This window comes from Snodgrassella sp. CFCC 13594 (assembly GCF_001590725.1).
In the GTDB taxonomy this organism is placed as follows: Bacteria; Pseudomonadota; Gammaproteobacteria; order Burkholderiales; family Neisseriaceae; genus Snodgrassella.
Genome location: NZ_LQXR01000005.1, coordinates 44,771 through 63,719, shown reverse-complemented (window position 1 = coordinate 63,719; position 18,949 = coordinate 44,771). Strand labels below are relative to the sequence as shown.

Here is an 18,949-nt window from a genome sequence, read left to right as displayed (position 1 = left end):
GAGGCAATCAAAAGCCATAAAGAGAGTGGCATACAGCCTATTGATGGCGATAAAATATCATCGTTTTACGCTTTTTAACTTGGTTTTAAAGGAAGACCCATGTCTCAGACCCCTCCCATCCAGTCTGTTAGCGAAAAGACAGATTTGGTCTATGGTTTACACGACAACCCCCCTTTTTTCAGCGCCTTGATTAGCGCCATGACACATCTGTTGGCGATTTTTGTACCCATGGTGACGCCAGCATTGATTGTTGGTGGTGCTTTGCAGTTGCCGGTGGAAATGACGGCTTATCTGGTGTCGATGGCAATGGTGGCATCTGGCGTGGGTACTTATTTGCAAGTGTCGCGCTTTGGGGCAGTGGGTTCAGGCATGTTGTCAATTCAATCGGTAAATTTTTCGTTTGTGACCGTGATGATTGCCTTAGGAACGGGTATGAAAGCTGGAGGTATGGATGAAAATGCCATGATTTCTACGCTGCTGGGTGTGTCTTTTGTGGGTGCATTTTTGGTGGTGGGTGCTGCTTGGGTTTTGCCGTATTTGAAAAAAGTGATAACGCCGACAGTGAGTGGGGTGGTGGTACTGATGATTGGGCTCAGCTTGATTCATGTGGGTATCACGGATTTTGGTGGTGGCTTTGCCGCTAAAGCCAATCAAACGTTTGGTTCGCCCACCAATTTGGGTTTGGCCTCATTGGTATTGGTGATTGTGTTGTTATTTAACTGCCTCAAAAACCCGTTTTGGCGCATGGGCGGCATTGCCATTGGTTTGATTGTGGGCTATGTGGTGGCGCTGTTTTTGGGTTTGGTGGATTTTTCCCCGTTGACTCATTTGCCATTCATGACGATTCCTGTGCCATTTAAATACGGCTTTGCTTTTGACTGGCATGCATTTTTGGTGGCAGGCACCATTTATTTGTTGTCGGTATTTGAGGCAGTGGGTGATTTAACCGCCACTGCGATGGTATCGAATCAACCAATTGATGGCCCTGAATACACGCGTCGCCTGCGTGGCGGTGTTATGGCAGATGGCTTGGTGTCGGTGATTGCCACGGCGCTGGGTTCATTACCATTAACCACCTTTGCGCAAAATAATGGTGTGATCCAAATGACGGGCGTTGCGTCGCGCCATATTGGTAAGTACATTGCCGCCATTTTGGTGCTGCTGGGTTTATTTCCGGTGGTGGGGCGCTTTTTTACCACCATTCCCAGCCCGGTATTGGGTGGCGCTATGGTATTGATGTTTGGTTTGATTGCCACTGCAGGCATTCGCATCATTATTACCGCCGGGATCCGGCGGCGTGAAGCGATTATTTGTGCCACTGCAGTGGGTTTGGGTCTGGGTGTGGCTTTTGAGCCAGATGTATTTTCTCAACTGCCCATTTTGTTTCAAAATCCGATTTGCATGGGTGGGATTGTGGCAGTGGTGTTGAATTTGATATTGCCACAAGATCACAGTGATCAGGCTGTGTATTTAAGCGATGATCTGCCACACTAATATTGTTTCTCTGGTAATAATTCAGGCTGCCTGAATGCCTTTCAGGCAGCCTTTTTGATGGATATCGGGTTAGAATAAGGCGTCTGCATGAAGGGACAGGAACAGCATGGCGGAAACCAATAGCAAAACACCGGTCAACTACATTACCCCAAGTGGGCATCAGGCCTTGCAGGATGAACTTTATCAATTGGTGCACAAAGAACGGCCAGAAGTGGTGCAAGTGGTGAATTGGGCGGCGGGCAACGGTGATCGCAGCGAAAATGGTGATTATCTATATGGCAAACGTCGTTTGCGTGAAATTGATCGACGCATTCGTTTTTTGACCAAGCGGCTGGAAGCCGCGCAGGTGATTGACCCTGAAGCACGCGAGTGCACTGATCAAGTATTTTTCAGTGCGACAGTCACGGTGTTGCGCAGCAATGGATTGGAGCAAACGGTGCGCATTGTGGGCACCGATGAAATTGATACCGAGCGCAATAAGATTTCTTGGATTTCTCCTCTCGCGCGGTGTTTGATGAAGGCGCATGAAGGCGATGAAGTGGTTTTGAAAGGACCCGATGGGCCTGAGACCATTGAAATTCTCGCGGTGCAATACCTTAAAATTGATTGATTTCACAAGCGCCCTGAAGCTTTTGGCTGTTTTTTGCGCGCGTATGAAGGACTTTTATGCAGGCACTCAATCCATTGGCCGCATGGCAAATTTATGTGGAACAGTTGTATCAGCAAAATCAATTATTTGATGCCAACCAGTCAGATCGGCTACATCGCTGGCGGAGTGTAGAGCCCGAGTCTGCTGCGTTTTTGTCGTGGTTGCTGGTGGCGAAAAGGGCCAAGGCGATATTGGAAATTGGTACGTCTAATGGCTATTCCACTTTATGGCTTGCGGCAGCGGCCAAGCAAACAGGTGGCCAGGTGCGCTCGTGGGAAGTGTCGCTTGAACGCAGCCGTTTGGCACAACAGCATGCGCAAGCAGCAGGTATGGCCGATGCGGTGTGTTTCGAGGTGGGTGATGCCGGCATTCTGCTGCAGACACACCAACAGCCTTATGATTTGGTTTTTTTAGATGCAGAGCGGCCAGCCTATGTGGATTATTGGCCGTATTTACAGCGTTTGCTGGTGGATAAAGGCAGTGTTTTGGTGGTCGATAATGTGTGTTCGCATGCGGCAGAGCTTGCTGAGTTTGTGTCCTTGGTGCAATCAGATGATGGGTTTGGCAGCCTGACGTTGCCACTGGGTGCAGGATTGTTGCTGGTGACGCGAATGTGAATGGGCCGGCAGGTTTTCCTACGCGAAGGGCTGGTGATGTTGCTTCTGTTTGAACTGTTCAATTGTGTATCGATGAAGCAAAAGCCCCAGCTTTCAGGCAGCCTAGAATAGGATAAAGTATCCATTCAATGATGGAAGAATGATGACCATAATTTAATCTGACGTGATTGTTTGCCTTCGTTGATGCGACATGCACGCAGGTTTGATTCAATGATTAAGAAAGAAAAACAAATACCATGAATGTCCAATTGACGCCTGTGTTCAAACAGCTGAATGCCCTCATTTTGGGTAAAGAAACGGTGATGCTGCGCTTGCTCTCTTGTGTGATTGCACGTGGCCATGTGCTGTTGGAAGATGTACCAGGTGTGGGCAAAACCACCTTGGCACACGCGCTGGCGGTTGTCTTGGGTTTGCCTTATCGGCGGGTACAATTTACCAATGATATGTTGCCTGCCGATTTATTGGGGGTGAGTGTGTTTCAACCGACAAAGGGCGCATTTGTGTTTCATCCGGGCCCAGTTTTTCATTCTTTTTTATTGGCCGACGAAATCAATCGGGCTTCACCCAAATTACAATCGGCACTGCTGGAGGCGATGGAAGAAAAACAAGTTTCCATTGATGGCAAAACCTATGCATTGCCCAAACCATTTTTAGTAGTGGCGACCCAAAACCCAGTGGAACAACTGGGGACTTATGCCTTGCCAGAGTCGCAGCTGGATCGATTTATGATGCGCCTGAGTATGGGCTACCCCACGCCTGCAGCCGAAAAAATATTGTATGGTCAAGGTGATCGTCGCCGCTATTTACCCAAGCTCAAAGCCGTTGCCAGTGCCGAACAGGTATTGCAATGGCAGCAAGAGGCTGCGGCGGTGTTGGTATCGGAGGCCGCTGTGGATTATGTGTATCGTTTGGTTGAAGCCACAAGGGTGCCGGGCCGTTTTGTGACTGGTTTGAGCCCACGTGCAGGTTTGGCGGTGGTGTCGGCGGCCAAAGCATGGGCGTGGGTACATGGGCGAAATCATGTGTTGCCTGAAGACATTAAAGCGGTGTGGGTGGCGGTGGCAGCCCATCGTTTGCAAACCATCCAAACACAAGCCTCTGCCGCCCAATTGCTGACGGAAATGTTGGATTATGTGGCTGTTGTCTGAACCGCAAACACAGGTGCTGATGGCCATGCGCGGCTGCGCTGGTCAAATCTACATTTGCGCCCAACGCGTTTGGGTTGGGGCATGGTTTTGGCTTGCGTGCTGCTGTGGATTATGGCGGTTAATTACCAGCTCAATGTGGCATATATCTTGCTGTTTTGGCTGGTGGGTGTGTTGTTTTTTGGCATGGTGATGGGTGCACGCCAATTATTGGGCTGGCGTGTGCGCATTGATTTGCCGACGGAATGTTTTGCGGGCCAAGCGCCTCAACTACGCTTGAACTCAGTACAGGATACTCGACAGACGAGGTGGCTGTGGTGTCGGCTGGGCGCTGAGGAGACAGGAGATGATGAGCGTGAAGCGGCTTGGCAAACCTGGGCTGTGGGCCTTATGAGTGGCCTAACCCATACTTGGGTGTTGCCACCTCAGCCACGTGGCTGGTTGAGAGTGCCACCTTTGGTTTGCGCAGCTCATGCCCCTTTGGGTTTATTGGTGATCGAAGCCAGTTGGCATTATGCGGGTGAGGCTGTGGTTTATCCTGCACCCATTGAGCATACATTGTCACAGCGTCAAAAAACGGGCGATGCCGAAAGCCACTTGGTGGCATTGGATGGTGAAGATATAGCCTATCTATTAGCACACAATCACGCCGTATCTCCTCGGCAGATTGCATGGAAACAATATGCTAAAAGCGGTGAGTTGCTGGATAAATGGTTTGATGTGGGTGCAGAGGTTTTGGATGCTGAAGTGATTTCTTACCGGGATTATCCGGTCCACACAGGTAAAGAGCGTTTGGTGGGTTTGTTGTGCTTTCGGGTGCTGCAAGCGGAACAGCAGCATCAGCGTTATGCTTTGGAATTGCCGCATGTCACTATTGGGCAAGGCGTGGGTCAGCGTGAACGGTGTTTGACTGCATTGGGGTTATGGTGATGAAGTGGTTGGCTGATCCTGTATATATGCGCCAAGCGCCGCCTCGCCAAGCGCAATGGGTATTGTTGGGTACGTTATTGTGGGTGGCGCTGCCTTTGCTGTTGGCGTTACCGGTGGGCGTTGGGGCGCTGTTTGTTGGCCTGTGGTGCGTGCGTGCCGGTTTGTTGTGGTGGCATGCTCGGCCTTTGCCGTGGTGGGGTGCCGTGCTACTCACGGTGTTGGCTGGGGTCGTGGTGTTTTTACAGTTGGGCACAGTCATTGGTCGGGAAGGCGGGGTGGCGTGGCTATTGTTGCTGGTGTTGCTCAAGGCTTATGAAACACAAGGGTTGCGTGACTGGCAAGTCATGCTGCTGGCGATGCTGGTGTTAATGGGTGGGGCCATGTTGTTTAATCAAAGCTTATGGATGGCTCCTTGGCTGTTGCTGTCTTTATGGTTGCTGACCAGCAGTATGGGATTGATTAGCGCCATGAGTGCGCGCGCGGCGGTCAAGCAAGGTGCATTGGCGTTGGCATTGGCGGCACCGATGGCCGCAGTGTTGTTTGTGCTGATGCCGCGCAAATCAGAACCATTGTGGCGTATTCCACAGATGCAGTCGCAAGTGGCCAAAACCGGTCTCTCCGATACCCTGCGACCAGGCAGCATCAGTCATTTAATTCAAACCAATGAATTGGCCTTTAATGCAACTTTTGATTCGGCATTTCGACCTCAGCCGCAACAGCTTTATTGGCGGGTGATGGTGATGGCGCAAAACGATGGGGCGCAATGGCTCGCCATGGATGAGCGCTACACGGACGAAGACAGTATTACCCTTGATAGCGCCACCAAACGCGTGAACTATCAGCTGATTTTACGGGATGAAGAAGGCCGTATTCCTGCCTTGGACTACCCCATCGTAGCTGACCGTAATGGATTGAGTACACGCGTGGGCGATGTGGTGCGGGTTAACCGTAGTCGAGATGGTTGGCGCCGTATTCGTTTGCAGGCAGCCTTATCGCCTTATTTGGGTCAAGCGCTCTCACGTGGTGAGCAGGCGTTTTATACGGCTTTACCCAAGCAGTACAACCGGCGTACTCAGGATTTGGCCCAACAACTCAATGCTGGAGTCGGCAATACCGAAGCGTATGTGGCGCGGGTGCTGCGTTATTTTAAAGAAGAATCTTTTCGATATACCCTGCAACCGCAACGAGGCAGTGGCAGCAACAGCACCGATTATTTTTTGTTTGATGGGCGTGAAGGCTTTTGTGAGGATTATGCCGACGCTTTTGTCTGGTTGATGCGTTCGGTGGGAGTGCCCGCGCGCATCATGACGGGATATCAGGGTGGCCAATATCATGCTGAAGGCGGATTTTGGCAGGTACGCAGCAAAGATGCCCATGCTTGGGCTGAAGTGTGGCTGCCTGAAAAGCAGGCATGGTGGCGCGTTGACCCCACTGCTGCGGTATCCATTTCCCGTATCGATAGCGGGATTACTCAGTCATTACCTGAAGCCGAGCAATCGACGTTGACACCGCGTTACCCGTGGTTAGACAACACCTTGCAGAGTAGCCAATTTTATTGGCAGCAATGGGTGGTGAATTTTGATGCCAACCGCCAGCAAAATTTGTTTGCCAAGCTGGGCTTGGCCCAGCGCTCATGGCCTGTATTGGCGCTTTTGGCAGGTGTGGTGATGTTGCTGGCCGCATTGCCATTGTTGTTGTGGTGCGCTCGTGCATGGCGTGGCAGCAACACACCCATGAATGATGGGTTGATGTTGCTGAAGCAAGCGGTTTTGGATGGCAATGAGCATGAATTGGCCGCCATTGGCCCGGATCAGCTGAAAATCATTTTAATGCAACAGCAATGGCTTACTCCTGCCCTGGCTCAGCTATTGACTGAATACAGTGATGCACTGTATGCCCAAGTCAAACCACCAGAAAAGCGCGTACAGCGGCGTTGGTATCGGCGCATGAAAACTGCCGTTAAGCGCCTCCATCAAGCTCATTTGAAGTAATTGCATTGAGTATAGGACGATTTATGGTTGCCTGAAACACTGCAAAGCGGCGTATCAAACTGCTATACTGCTTTGCATTGTTTTTATTGTGGTTACACATCATGATCAGTTTGGCTGAGTATCAGCAGCAGGCGCAGGCAGGGTATACCCATGTGCCTTTGGTGCAGGAATTGTTGGCGGATTTGGATACGCCGCTGTCACTGTATTTGAAACTGGCCAATCAGCCATTTAGCTATTTGCTTGAATCGGTGGTTGGGGGTGAGCGCTTTGGCCGTTATTCATTTATTGGCTTGCCATGCCGCACCTACCTGAAAGTATCAGGCGACACCACTGAGGTTTATCATGATCAGCGCTTGCATGAAACCCATCATGGCAACCCGCTTCGTTTTATAGAATCTTTTCAGGCAGCCTTCAAAACCCCAGAAATTCCAAACTTACCGCGCTTTACTGGCGGCTTAGTGGGCTATTTCGGCTATGAAACCATTTATCATTTTGATCACATAGCACACCGTTTGAAAGAACGCGACAAGCCCAATACCGTGGGTGTGCCAGACATGCTGCTGATGCTGTCGCTGGAGTTGGCAGTGGTGGATAATTTGTCGGGTAAAATTTATCTGATTGTGTATGCCGATACGCAGGTCGAAAATGGCTATCAGCAAGCGCGAGAACGATTGGAAGAATTGCGTACCGCATTGCGCCAAAGTGTGCGGATTCCATTGTCGTTGGGGAGCGAGCGCACCGAGCCGATAGCGGAAACTGGCGAGGCACAATATAAATCGTATGTGCGCCGTGTGCGCGACTATATTTTGGCTGGTGATTGTATGCAGGTGGTACCGAGCCAGCGGTTGACCATGCCTTTTCACGACAACCCATTAAGTTTGTATCGCGCTTTACGCACACTGAATCCGTCGCCTTATATGTTTTATTACAATTTTGGTGATTTTTATGTGGTGGGTTCATCGCCAGAAATTTTGGTGCGACGCGAACGCAACCACATTACCGTGCGCCCCATTGCCGGAACACGGTTGCGAGGCCAAACGCCAGAGCAAGATCAGGCGATGGCAGACGAGTTGTTGCATGATGAAAAAGAAATTGCCGAACATGTCATGCTGATTGATTTGGGCCGCAATGATGTGGGGCGAGTCAGCAAAGTAGGGCAGGTTAATGTCACCGATAAGATGGTGATCGAACGCTATTCACATGTGATGCATTTGGTATCGAATGTAGAAGGTGAATTGAAAGACGGTACATCCAATATGGCGGTATTGGCGGCCACGTTCCCTGCTGGCACCTTATCGGGTGCCCCAAAAGTGCGTGCCATGGAAATCATTGAGGAATTAGAACCCAGCAGGCGTGGGGTTTATGGTGGCGCTGCGGGTTATCTGAGCTTTTCTGGTGACATGGATTTGTGCATTGTGATTCGTACTGCCGTTATTAAAGAAGAAACCGTGTACATACAAAGCGGTGGTGGTATCGTCGCCGATTCTCAGGAAGAGGCGGAATGGCAGGAAACCCAAAATAAAGCACGGGCAGTGGTGCGCGCTGTGCAAATGGTGCAAGCTGGATTAGATAAGTAATCTCGTGGATGGTTTATAAAACACCCTGCTAAGTTGGCAGGGTGTTTTGTTTTCAGGCAGCCTTTATGGGTTTAATTCCAGAATTTCCACCAAGGCAAATCATTGACTTGCCAAACCTTGGTCAAATATGGGCTGTTGGGGAAATTTTGTGCCAAAACACGTTGTGCATCGCGACTCAGTTGCGGTTGGTTGAGTTTATCATAGGCTGTAACCATGATCGCCAACGCTTCTTCTACATTGGGTGTATTTTGGTATTGCGCAACAATCTCTTGGGCTCGATTGGCCGCCGCCAAGTAAGCGCCGCGTTTCATATAGTAGCGCGCAATGGCCATCTGATTGCCGCTCAATGCATTGACCAATGTCTGCATTTTTTCAGTGGCATCGGCTGCATATTTACTATTGGGGTAAGTTTTGACCAGCTCGGCAAACGTGGCATAGGCTTCACGATTGGCTTTGGGGTCACGGTCGGCCCAGTCTTGTTTCACCATGCGGTTGACAAAGGATTTGTCTTCGTTCAATTGAACCAATGCTTTTAAATATAAGGCATAGTCCATATTGGGGTGTTGTGGGTAAGTTTGTTGGAATTGAGCGATGGCGGCCAGTGCTTTTTCTGGCTCATCGTCTTTATAATAAGCATAAGCCGTATCCAACTGAGCTTGTTCCGCATAAGGGCCAAAAGGGAAGCGTGATTGCAAAATTTCGTATAATTTCTCGGCGCGGTTATAATTGCCGCTGTTGAGTTCATCATGTGCTTCATTGTACAAGCGCTGCACAGACCAATCTTGCGTGATTTGTGTGTCTTTGTCGACGGTACCGGTGCTGGAGCATGCACTCAAAGCCAAACCCAACCCCACGATCAAAAGTACTTTTTCATGAAAAACACTTCTTCCTTAGATAACGAAGCCGATTATAGCGATGATTTTGCCTTTGCGGCAGATGATGCAGCACAAAGTTTGGAAAAATTAACGATTTCAAACGATTTTGCTGGTCAGCGCTTGGACGCTGTCTTGGCTAAATTATTACCAGCCTACTCGCGCAGTCGGTTATCGACGTGGATTAAAGAAGGCTGGGTGACAGTTAATGGCGAAGTAGCCACGCCAAAACTGAAATTGGTGGGTGGAGAGCACATTCAGGTAGCCATACAGCAAACCGATGAGGTGCTGGCGTTTACACCCGAAGCCATGGATTTGGATGTTGTGTACGAAGACGATGCGGTGTTGGTCATCAATAAACCAGCTGGGCTGGTGGTGCACCCAGCCGCCGGCAACTGGCAAGGCACATTGTTAAATGGATTGCTGGCGTATTGCCCGTCTTTAGTACAGGTGCCTCGTGCTGGTATTGTGCATCGTTTGGACAAAGAAACCAGCGGTTTAATGGTGGTGGCCAAAACAGTGGCAGCACAAACCCATTTGGTGCAACAGCTGCAAGCGCGCACGGTGAAACGCACTTATCGCGCAGTGGCCGACGGAGTGGTGCCGTTTGACGGCAAAATTGAAACCTTAATCGGCAGAGATCCGCATAATCGTTTGCGTATGGCAGTGGTGCCGTTTGGTGGGAAAGAAGCCATCACCCATATTCAGGTTTTAGAGCGTTACGCCGATTTCAGCTACATTGAATGCCAATTAGAAACTGGCCGCACTCACCAAATCCGTGTACACATGAAGGCCGCCAAACACCCGTTGGCCGGCGATCCCGTTTATGGTAACCCGCGCCATCCTGCCTCTGATGCTGTTAAAGCCGCTGTTAAGGCATTGGGTCGCCAAGCACTGCATGCCTATCGTTTGTGTTTGGTACACCCCATCAATGGTGATCATATGCAGTTCGAAGCACCCATGCCAAATGATATGTATCATTTGCTGTCGGTGTTGCGGTTGGAGGCGGGTATGGATTCACCCTTGTCGCATGCAGCAGAATGGCAGCAACATCTGGGTGTCGAAGACGATGATGACTGGGATGAAGATGATTATGATGTGGATGTGGTGTATGTGCGTGAATAAGCGTGAGGCTGCCTGAAATGGAATCATGGAACAATATAAACCAGGTTTTGGGTTTGTCGGCGGATTCAGCCCCTTTTTTTCAGGCAGATTGGCCAGCGCCTTCACGGGTAAAAACCTTAATCACCACACGCCGAGGTGGCGTGAGCCAAGGTGTCTTTGCCAGCTTGAATGTGGGTATGCATGTGGGCGATGATCCTGATGCTGTTACGCGAAATCGGGCCATTGTCCAGCAGCATGTGGATTTACCTGTGGGCTATTTGGATCAGGTGCATGGCATCGAAGTGGTGAACGCCATTGATGCCGTTCATGCCATGGGCTTGGGGCGACCCTTGCAGGCCGATGCCAGTGTGGCTCGTATTCAGGATGGTGCGGCTTGTGCCGTGATGACGGCCGATTGCTTGCCCGTTTTGTTGTGTGATCGGAAGGGCTCGGTGGTGGCTGCTGCACATGCGGGTTGGCGCGGGTTGGCGGCGGGTGTTTTGGCCAATACGATACAACAAATGAAAGTGGCTCCAGATGAAGTGATGGCATATTTGGGGCCGGCCATTGGGCCTGAGGCATTCGAGGTGGGACAGGATGTTTGGGACACGTTTTGTCTAAAGAATATGCACGCTCAGGATGCTTTTCACTCTATTGGACAAGGTAAGTATTTGGCTGATATCTATCAATTGGCGCGGTTGTCTTTGCTTTCCTTAGGGGTTCATGCCGTATATGGTGGGGAATGGTGTACGGTTTTGGACCGAGATCGCTTTTACTCCTATCGGCGCGATGGACAAACTGGGCGTATGGTGAGTTTGATTTGGTTGGATGAATAGAGTGCGTTTTTATTGAGGCCAATAGCGACAGAAGCAACAATTGGTTTTCTTGTTATGGACACCGGTGATCCTTGTCATCGGTTTTATTTTGTCTAAAAAATATACTAGGGTTACTGGCTAAAAATCTATCTTTTTATACTAAATTATTTAAAATAAATCAATATAGTATAGAAATATTTGTGTATATGCGGAAGTGGATTGAAAGCCATTTGTCATATAAGTTAGACATGAATGAAGTGATTTTGGCGTATTCCTTAGAGAAAATTCAACTATTACTTGATAAAATGTCCAATTTGGTTTATATTTCGTCCACTTCTACTGCAAGTAAGATAACAATTTAAATTTTGGACAAAAGGTACTGGCATGCAACTTAATATTGATCGCTTGATTGCGTACTTCGGTGGCGTCAACGCCTTAGCCGATGCCATGAAAACGCACTATCCCGACGACGCCACTACCACCGCCGCCATTTACAAGTGGCGAGCACGTGGGTCTCTGCCATTGAATCAGTTACAAAAAATCACTTCATTGGCTGAGGCATTGGGTAAACCTTTAGACCTGAATGCCTTTATGCAGAAAAACACTGCGGTTGAAAAGCCACAAATGGCAGAAAATAATAATCGGGTGGTGATCTTTGACACCACTTTGCGAGATGGCGAGCAATCTCCTGGTGCTGCTATGACTAAGGAAGAAAAAATTCGTATTGCGCGCCAATTGGAAAAATTGGGTGTGGATGTGATTGAAGCAGGTTTTGCTGCAGCCAGTCCAGGCGATTTTGATGCCGTGCACAGCATCGCCGAAGTCATACAGAATGCCACGGTGTGTTCTTTAGCGCGGGCCAACGAGCGCGATGTGCGCGCAGCTGGGGAGGCTGTTTCACCAGCACAACATAAACGCATTCACACGTTTATTGCCACCAGCCCATTGCACATGGAACACAAATTGAAAATGAAGCCGCAGCAGGTAAAAGAAGCTGCTGTAAAAGCGGTTAAAATCGCCAGCGAATATACCGATGATGTTGAGTTTTCGTGTGAAGATGCCTTGCGCAGTGATATTGATTTTCTGGCCGATGTTTGTGGCGCGGTGATTGCTGCTGGTGCCACCACCATCAACATTCCAGATACGGTGGGCTATTCTGTACCGTTCAAAACCGAAGATTTCTTTCGTGACCTAATTCAAAAAACACAAGGTGGCGATAAAGTCGTGTGGTCAGCTCATTGTCACAATGATCTGGGCTTGGCTGTGGGCAATTCTTTGGCTGCTGTGCGCGGCGGTGCGCGCCAAATTGAATGCACCATTAATGGTTTGGGTGAGCGTGCAGGGAATGCCAGTTTGGAAGAAGTAGTCATGGCACTGAAAACCCGTCACGATATTTTTGGATTAGAAACCGGCATTGATACGACACAAATTGTGCCGACCTCCAAACTGGTGTCTACCATAACGGGTTATCCAGTACAGCCCAATAAGGCAATCGTGGGTGCCAATGCTTTTGCGCATGAGTCTGGGATTCACCAAGATGGCGTGCTCAAATGCCGCGAAACCTATGAAATCATGTCAGCAGAATCCGTGGGTTGGAGCCATAATCGCATCACCTTGGGCAAGCTCTCTGGGCGCAATGCTTTTCGCACTAAATTGCATGAGCTCGGAATTGAGCTAGACAGCGAAGAAGCCCTGAATGCGGCTTTTGCCCGATTTAAAGAGTTGGCCGATAAAAAGCGTGAAATTTTTGATGAAGATTTGCATGCATTGGTGTCGGATGAGCTGATTAGTCGTGCGCCAGATCGTTATAAATATGTGTCTTTGTGCATTCAGACTGAAACGGGCGAATCGCCAAAAGCAGAAATTGTGTGCAGCATTGATGGCCATGAAAAACGTGCACAGAGTGAAGGTTCGGGTCCGATTGATGCTGTCTTCAAAGCCATTGAATCGCAAATCAACAGTGATGCCATCTTGCAGCTGTATTCTGTGAATGCGATCACAGCGGGCACGGAAAGCCAAGGTGAGGTGACGGTGCGTTTGGCCAAAGATGGCCATTTGGTTAGTGGCCAAGGTGCCGACACCGATATTCTGGTGGCCAGTGCTAAGGCATATTTGTCTGCGTTGAATAAACTGGCTACCGGGCCGCGGATGAAAGCACAAGGCACAATTTAATTCAGGTAGAGATTGATTTTAAATTTTATATCGCGTTAAAACCGTTTCAGGCTGCCTGAAACGGTTTTTTATTGCTGGTTGGTGGTGGCTGGGTGTGCTTGGATTCAGAGATAATAACGAAACGTCAGATTAATGCGTGGCTGATCTACTTTGGCCATTTTGGGCAGACTGTGCAACCAATGGTTTTGTGTTTGCCCTCGCATGACCAATAATTGACCATGGTGCAAGGTGAGTTCATATTTTTGCTGGGTAATTTTGTGTTTAAACACAAAGCGCCTACTGGCACCTAAGCTGAGTGAGGCAATGGTAGGCTGCTTGCCCCATATTGGTTCATTGTCACTGTGCCAAGCGAGTCCCTCTTGTCCATCATGATATAGGTTGAGCAAACAGGCATTGAAGTGAGTATGCAGTTGATCTTGAATGGCCGTTTTGATGTCCAATAATAATGCTGTCCAAGGCAAAGATGCATGAGAAACACCAGAATAGACATAATTTTGGCTGGCATCGGCATACCAAGCGATTTGACGTTGCGTTTGTATGCGTTGACCAGCCATAACCACTTCATCGTGTTGCCATGGGGTATGGCAATAAAGCGATTGAAAGTAAACATCAGCCTGATCTTCTGGGAAAATGAAGCCGTAATCTTGCACAATGCCGTCAACAGGTAAAAGATTCTGTTCTGGCTGCCTGAAGTCGGCGAATAAGTCAGTGTGCATCTTAAGCTTTACGGATAGCTGCTGTTGATGCTCAGTCCATCATAGGCCACGGCACACTTTGGTGGGCAGCGTGCATTTAATGCTTCGTATTCGAGCATATGCGTCATGTGGATGAAATAAGTGTGCTGCGCACCGATGCGTTCTGCATATTCAAAGGCTTGATCGGTACTCAAATGGCTGGGATAAGCCTTGTCCATGAGACAGTCTAGAAACAAATAATCCAGTCCTTGTAGTCGTTCAATCATGGCATCATCAATGTGGTTTAAATCAGTAAACCAAGCCACATTGCCGATGCGGAAGGCGCTGGTTGTCCAATGTCCATGGGGTACGCCAAAGTGCCAAACGGGTACACCATCAATGTCAAACACGGGTGATTGGCCTTGATTCAGCGGCCAGACATGGCTTTGCAAAACAGGGCGATTCCAATGTTGGCTGATGGGTAAAAAGGCATAGCCAAAACGATCTTCGATATTGGCCATGGTGAAGTGGTTGCCGTAAATGGGGATGGCCGTTTGTTGTTGATAGCAAAATGCACGTAAATCATCAATGCCGTTTAGGTGGTCGGCATGAGGGTGGGTGTAGAGCACACCATCAATATGGTTTAGGTGATGGGTCAGTGCTTGGCTTCGAAAGTCAGTTCCGGTGTCAATTTGCCAGTGTTGGGTACCAATGGTGAGGTGTGCACTGCATCGGCTACGGGTGTTTTGGGGCTTGAGGCTCATGCAGGTATTGCAGCCGCAACCGATAACTGGGCTGCCTGAAGAGCTGCCACAGCCCAAAACGGTGAGGGTGATGTCGGTGGCCATGACTATCCTTGCGTAGATGGCCGCGTCATTTTGCCAAACAATCGGTAGGTGTTGGCACAAGTGGCTTCTGCCAGAGTAGATAAAGACTCGCCGCGAAGCTGCGCAATGAATTCGGCCGTGTAGTGTACAAAAGCAGGCTCATTTATTTTGCCGCGTTTGGGTACCGGAGCCAAATATGGGGCATCGGTTTCGACCAATAATCGATCCAAAGGCACATATTGGCAGGCTGCCTGAATGCTTTGTGCATTTTTAAAAGTTACGATGCCTGAAAAGGAAACATAAAAACCCAAATCCAATACGGCTTTGGCAAAAGCCACATCTTCAGTGAAGCAATGAATCACACCGGCATGGGCTTGGCCTGCTTTCAGTAAACTCAATGTATCGGCTGCGGCGTCTCGGGTATGTACAATGAGGGGCAACCTGCTGTCATTGGCAGCTTGAATGTGGGTGGCGAAGCGGTTTTGCTGCCAGCGCAAATCGCCACTACACCAATGGTAGTCTAAGCCCGTTTCGCCTATGCCCACCACTTTGGGATGTGCCGCAGCGGCAACCAAGTCGGCCACGCTCATCTCTTCGGAATCCATGTCTTCTGGGTGAACGCCAACGCTGGCAAATAATTGTGGATATTGTTCTGCCAATGCTAAGACTGCGGTGGCGCTGGGTTTGTCCACGCTGATGGCGATGGCTTGCACCACATCATCGGCGCTCATATTGGCCAGTATTTCAGGCAACCTGTTAGCCAGCTCAGGCATATTTAGGTGGCAGTGGGAATCAATGAACATAGCATTTATTGGCTGTTGGCCGTTATAAAGTGTAGGTGGCACGCTCGTTAAGCAGCATACCCGGTAACAAATCTTCGATGGCCTGCTTGGTTTCTACCGCGGTTTCGTCATCGCCAAAGGCCAAGCCGATGCCTTTGGGTTGTCCGGATGAAGTGGGCGTGGGGTTAATCCAAGCCACGTGTGTGCGCAGATAACGGGGCTCATTGAATTCAGGCAAGTTAACCACCAGCAAAACTTCTTCATTCATGGCAAATGAATCGGTGGTTGGGGCAAATAAACCGCCGTGTTTCAAAAACGACATATAGCTGCGATACAGCTCTGGCTTATCCGGTATCGTTAGGTTCAGCATTTTTCCAGGTAAATCAACAGGAGGCGTGGCCATGGTTATCCTTTTCGTGCTTAAGCTTTGTTTTGCCAAAATTGGACATAGGCAATGAATAAGTCTTCCAGTTGCATTTTAACATTGAGCGTGTGGTAGCCGTAAGGGGCTATGGTGGCAAGTTTCTGCACCAAGGCAAACAAGGCCAAGGATGTCGTGCGCTCGGCTACCGTATCGATGGCCGTATGCCAAGCTGGATAATACACCGTTGGCATGCTTCTTTGCGCCAAGGCCACATCCAATAGCCATTTGTGCAGCCAATTGAGGAACAGTGCCAAGGGTTTTTTCTGGCGATCAAATTGAGCGGCATAGTCCATGCAGGCGATGAGTCCAGGTTTAGCCAGAATGGTCAGCAAGTTTTCGCGCAAGGCGGCATCGTCTGCTGATTCGTCAAATAGCGGCGCCCCACCGTGAAACGCCAATTGATTATCTGCATCTGGGACTGCCTGCTGTTGCAAATAAGCCATGGCCTGCTCATGGCTGGGCATCGGTAACGCTAATTGGCGGCAACGGCTTTTGATGGTAGGGAGCAGCCGGTCTTTGTTGTGGCTCACCAGAATAAACATTACATCAGCGGGTGGTTCTTCTAGTATTTTCAATAAGGCATTGGCTGCCTGAGTATTCATGCTTTCAGCTGGATAAATCAGTATGACGCGCCGACCGCCACGATGCGAGCTTAGATGAGCAAAGGCCAAAGCAGCGCGTACGGATTCCACTTTGATTTGTTGGCGTGCCCGCGGATTGGCTTCATCTTCAGCCAAGGGCGGCGTGAGCATCAAAAAATCGGGATGGCTCTGTTGGGTAAATAAATGACAGGATGGGCACTGTCCACAGGGTTGATGTTCCGCCAATGAATGTTCACACAATAAAGCTTGGGCCAGATGCTCGGCAAAAGCGCGTTTGCCAATGCCGCTGTGCCCATGAATTAGCCATGCATGCGGCTGTTGCTGCCAATGCTGGTCAATGTGTTGCCAAATGGATTGTAGCCACGGATAAATCATGCGTCCTGCCCAAATAAGTGTGCCAAGGCTGCCTGAATGGTGCGGGCAACGGTATTCATAGGCTGGCTGCTGTCGATGATACGATATTGCGAGGGGTAGGCTTGTGCTCTGCTCAGGTAGATTTGTCGCGTGCGCTCAAAGAAGGCTCTATCCTCTTGCTCGAAGCGGTCTTGGCTGCCATTTTGAGCCAAACGCTGCATAGAAACAGCCAAGGGAATGTCTAAGAGCAAGGTTAAATCTGGTTGAAAACTGTGTTGAACCCACTTTTCCAATATTTCAATGTCGGCCAAAGGCAAGCAGCGCCCGCCACCTTGATAGGCAAATGTGGCATCGGTGAATCGGTCGGATACCACATTTACCCCACTGGCTAAAGCGGGGCGTATCACTTCATCTAGATGTTGTTGGCGGGCTGCAAACATCAATAGTGTTTCAGTACGGACATTGGCTTCGGTAGCTGGGTCGAGCAGTAGTTGGCGTATGGCTTCTCCAATGGGGGTGCCGCCAGGTTCGCGGGTAAACAATACCGGCAGCGCATGCGCTTCAAACCAGGCACGCATGGTCGCCAAGTTGGTGGATTTACCGGCACCGTCAATGCCATCTAAAGTAATAAAAAATGGTTTCATAAGCGAAGAGGCTATGCTCTAAAAAAAATAAAAAAATCTATTATGGGCCTTTTTTAAGGATGTATTGACGCACGGCCGCATTGTGTTCATCCAAATTATGGCTGAATTGGCTTTGTCCACTGCCATCGTTTTTGGATACAAAATACAAATATTGGGCACTGGACGGGTGAGCCGCTGCTTCTAGTGCTGCTTTGCCTGGTAACGCGATGGGCGTAGGCGGCAAGCCGTTACGAGTATACGTATTGTAAGGCGTATCACGGCGTAAATCTGCTTTGCCAATTTTACCTCTATATGCGCTGCCCATGCCGTAAATAACGGTGGGGTCGGTTTGTAAGCGCATGCCTTGGTTGAGTCGATTGACAAATACCGCCGCCACATGCGCACGGTCTTTGGGGTTGCCAGTTTCTTTTTCTACTAAGCTTGCCATGATCAGTAGGTCGTAGGGCTGCGTATAAGGTAGGCCACTGCGCCGCTCGTCCCAGGCTGCCTGAAGGTGCTTTTGCATGGTTTGGTAGGCCAGCCGATACACGGCTAGATCGCTGCTGTCGGTATCGACTTCATAACTGGCGGGAAAGAATAGTCCTTCAGCTTGTTTGGCTGTTATGTTGGAATCAATTTTGTGCACAATAGCCATATCTGACCATGTTGCCGTGTCATGGTGCAGATCAGGATTTTGATTGATGATGCGGCGCATTTGCTTGAATGTATTGCCTTCGATGATTGAGATGGTGACTGTATCTGGTTTACCATCCCGCAGGCGCTGTAAGATTTGCCATGTGGAAATGGAGCGAGGGAGCCGGTAATTGCCTGGATGTAACTTATCGCTCATGCCCATTGCATATGCAGCACCCAGTAGAGCATAACGGCTGTATACCACACCGTCATGAGCCAAATCTCGGCTCACTGATGCCATGCCATAACCTGCTTGCACCTTGAGCCGATAGCCTGAATTGGTTTTGGGGGCAAACAGCAAAAATGCCAATCCAGCCACCACCAATATGAAGCCTGAGATTAGCCAACGCATTGTGTTTCGAGGCATTGAATCCATCCTTTAGGCTGTTGCCAACACCTTTGTGCCGCATAACAGCGCTGATTAATAGGCGCAAAGTATAAAATCAAATGCGAACCAAAGCCACTGTGGTTTATCCTGATGAAAACCAAGTCAAATCATTCAGATTAAATTTACTTGAAAATCATTAAACTGAACGATTTTTCTGGGTAGAGGGTAATTAAAGTATGGGCAAAAAAAGAAAGAGCTGGTAATATGCGCAGCCTA

18 protein-coding genes are annotated in these 18,949 nt (G+C 49.3%); 10 read left to right on the top strand and 8 right to left on the bottom strand.

Annotation, left to right across the window (positions count from 1 at the left end; genetic code table 11):
* Window positions 1–99: 99 nt before the first annotated feature.
* The 7 genes from A2F46_RS04680 to trpE all read left to right on the top strand — a co-directional run bounded on the left by A2F46_RS04680 (window position 100) and on the right by trpE (window position 8,403).
* The gene (locus A2F46_RS04680) at window positions 100–1,494 is read left to right on the top strand and encodes a nucleobase:cation symporter-2 family protein (RefSeq protein ID WP_066567346.1); all 1,395 of its coding nucleotides are present in this window, start codon (window positions 100–102) and stop codon (window positions 1,492–1,494) included.
* Between the two features lie 106 nt (window positions 1,495–1,600).
* Window positions 1,601–2,104 carry a transcription elongation factor GreB gene (greB, locus tag A2F46_RS04675; RefSeq protein ID WP_066567344.1) on the top strand — a complete coding sequence of 168 codons (504 nt, stop codon included), beginning with the start codon at window positions 1,601–1,603 and terminating at the stop codon, window positions 2,102–2,104.
* 56 nt (window positions 2,105–2,160) lie between these two features.
* Window positions 2,161–2,760 carry an O-methyltransferase gene (locus A2F46_RS04670; RefSeq protein ID WP_066567342.1) on the top strand — a complete coding sequence of 200 codons (600 nt, stop codon included), beginning with the start codon at window positions 2,161–2,163 and terminating at the stop codon, window positions 2,758–2,760.
* Between the two features lie 236 nt (window positions 2,761–2,996).
* Complete coding sequence (locus A2F46_RS04665) at window positions 2,997–3,908, top strand: MoxR family ATPase (protein ID WP_066567341.1); 912 nt, start codon at window positions 2,997–2,999, stop codon at window positions 3,906–3,908.
* A gap of 81 nt (window positions 3,909–3,989) precedes the next feature.
* A complete protein-coding gene (locus A2F46_RS04660) occupies window positions 3,990–4,835 on the top strand; it encodes a DUF58 domain-containing protein (protein ID WP_066567339.1) in 846 nt (281 codons plus the stop codon).
* Window positions 4,835–6,826, top strand: coding sequence for a DUF3488 and transglutaminase-like domain-containing protein (locus A2F46_RS04655; protein ID WP_197457561.1), 1,992 nt, complete (start codon window positions 4,835–4,837; stop codon window positions 6,824–6,826). The genes A2F46_RS04660 and A2F46_RS04655 overlap by 1 nt, the downstream gene beginning before the upstream one ends.
* 101 nt (window positions 6,827–6,927) lie before the next feature.
* Window positions 6,928–8,403 (top strand): anthranilate synthase component I, encoded by a 1,476-nt coding sequence (gene trpE, locus A2F46_RS04650; RefSeq protein WP_066567333.1) that lies wholly within the window; start codon window positions 6,928–6,930, stop codon window positions 8,401–8,403.
* Between the two features lie 71 nt (window positions 8,404–8,474).
* Here the strand turns inward: trpE and A2F46_RS04645 are convergent, their stop codons facing one another.
* Complete coding sequence (locus tag A2F46_RS04645) at window positions 8,475–9,263, bottom strand: outer membrane protein assembly factor BamD (RefSeq protein ID WP_066567330.1); 789 nt, start codon at window positions 9,261–9,263, stop codon at window positions 8,475–8,477.
* Between the two features lie 12 nt (window positions 9,264–9,275).
* On the opposite strand from A2F46_RS04645, the gene rluD reads away from it, so the two are divergent.
* From rluD to A2F46_RS04630, 3 genes are all read left to right on the top strand, one after another.
* On the top strand, window positions 9,276–10,400 hold the full coding sequence (gene rluD / locus A2F46_RS04640) for a 23S rRNA pseudouridine(1911/1915/1917) synthase RluD (protein WP_066567327.1): 1,125 nt from the start codon (window positions 9,276–9,278) through the stop codon (window positions 10,398–10,400).
* Between the two features lie 17 nt (window positions 10,401–10,417).
* On the top strand, window positions 10,418–11,215 hold the full coding sequence (pgeF, locus tag A2F46_RS04635; protein WP_082783574.1) for a peptidoglycan editing factor PgeF: 798 nt from the start codon (window positions 10,418–10,420) through the stop codon (window positions 11,213–11,215).
* A 363-nt stretch (window positions 11,216–11,578) separates the two neighbouring features.
* Complete coding sequence (locus tag A2F46_RS04630) at window positions 11,579–13,366, top strand: 2-isopropylmalate synthase (RefSeq protein ID WP_066567325.1); 1,788 nt, start codon at window positions 11,579–11,581, stop codon at window positions 13,364–13,366.
* A 104-nt stretch (window positions 13,367–13,470) separates the two neighbouring features.
* Here the strand turns inward: A2F46_RS04630 and A2F46_RS04625 are convergent, their stop codons facing one another.
* From A2F46_RS04625 to mltG, 7 genes are read right to left on the bottom strand one after another with little or no spacing between them, the layout of a single operon-like run.
* Complete coding sequence (locus A2F46_RS04625; protein ID WP_066567320.1) at window positions 13,471–14,082, bottom strand: alpha-ketoglutarate-dependent dioxygenase AlkB; 612 nt, start codon at window positions 14,080–14,082, stop codon at window positions 13,471–13,473.
* An 8-nt stretch (window positions 14,083–14,090) separates the two neighbouring features.
* Entirely contained in the window at window positions 14,091–14,888 is a 798-nt protein-coding gene (locus tag A2F46_RS04620) for an MBL fold metallo-hydrolase (RefSeq protein ID WP_066567317.1), read from the bottom strand.
* Window positions 14,889–14,890: 2 nt separating this feature from the next.
* Window positions 14,891–15,670 carry a TatD family hydrolase gene (locus tag A2F46_RS04615; protein ID WP_066567312.1) on the bottom strand — a complete coding sequence of 260 codons (780 nt, stop codon included), beginning with the start codon at window positions 15,668–15,670 and terminating at the stop codon, window positions 14,891–14,893.
* A gap of 22 nt (window positions 15,671–15,692) precedes the next feature.
* On the bottom strand, window positions 15,693–16,052 hold the full coding sequence (locus A2F46_RS04610) for a PilZ domain-containing protein (RefSeq protein WP_066567310.1): 360 nt from the start codon (window positions 16,050–16,052) through the stop codon (window positions 15,693–15,695).
* A 17-nt stretch (window positions 16,053–16,069) separates the two neighbouring features.
* The gene (gene holB / locus A2F46_RS04605; protein ID WP_066567308.1) at window positions 16,070–17,050 is read right to left on the bottom strand and encodes a DNA polymerase III subunit delta'; all 981 of its coding nucleotides are present in this window, start codon (window positions 17,048–17,050) and stop codon (window positions 16,070–16,072) included.
* A complete protein-coding gene (gene tmk, locus A2F46_RS04600) occupies window positions 17,047–17,673 on the bottom strand; it encodes a dTMP kinase (protein ID WP_066567305.1) in 627 nt (208 codons plus the stop codon). Before tmk ends, holB begins: the two co-directional genes overlap by 4 nt.
* A gap of 40 nt (window positions 17,674–17,713) precedes the next feature.
* Entirely contained in the window at window positions 17,714–18,712 is a 999-nt protein-coding gene (gene mltG / locus A2F46_RS04595; RefSeq protein WP_066567304.1) for an endolytic transglycosylase MltG, read from the bottom strand.
* Window positions 18,713–18,949 lie beyond the last annotated feature (237 nt).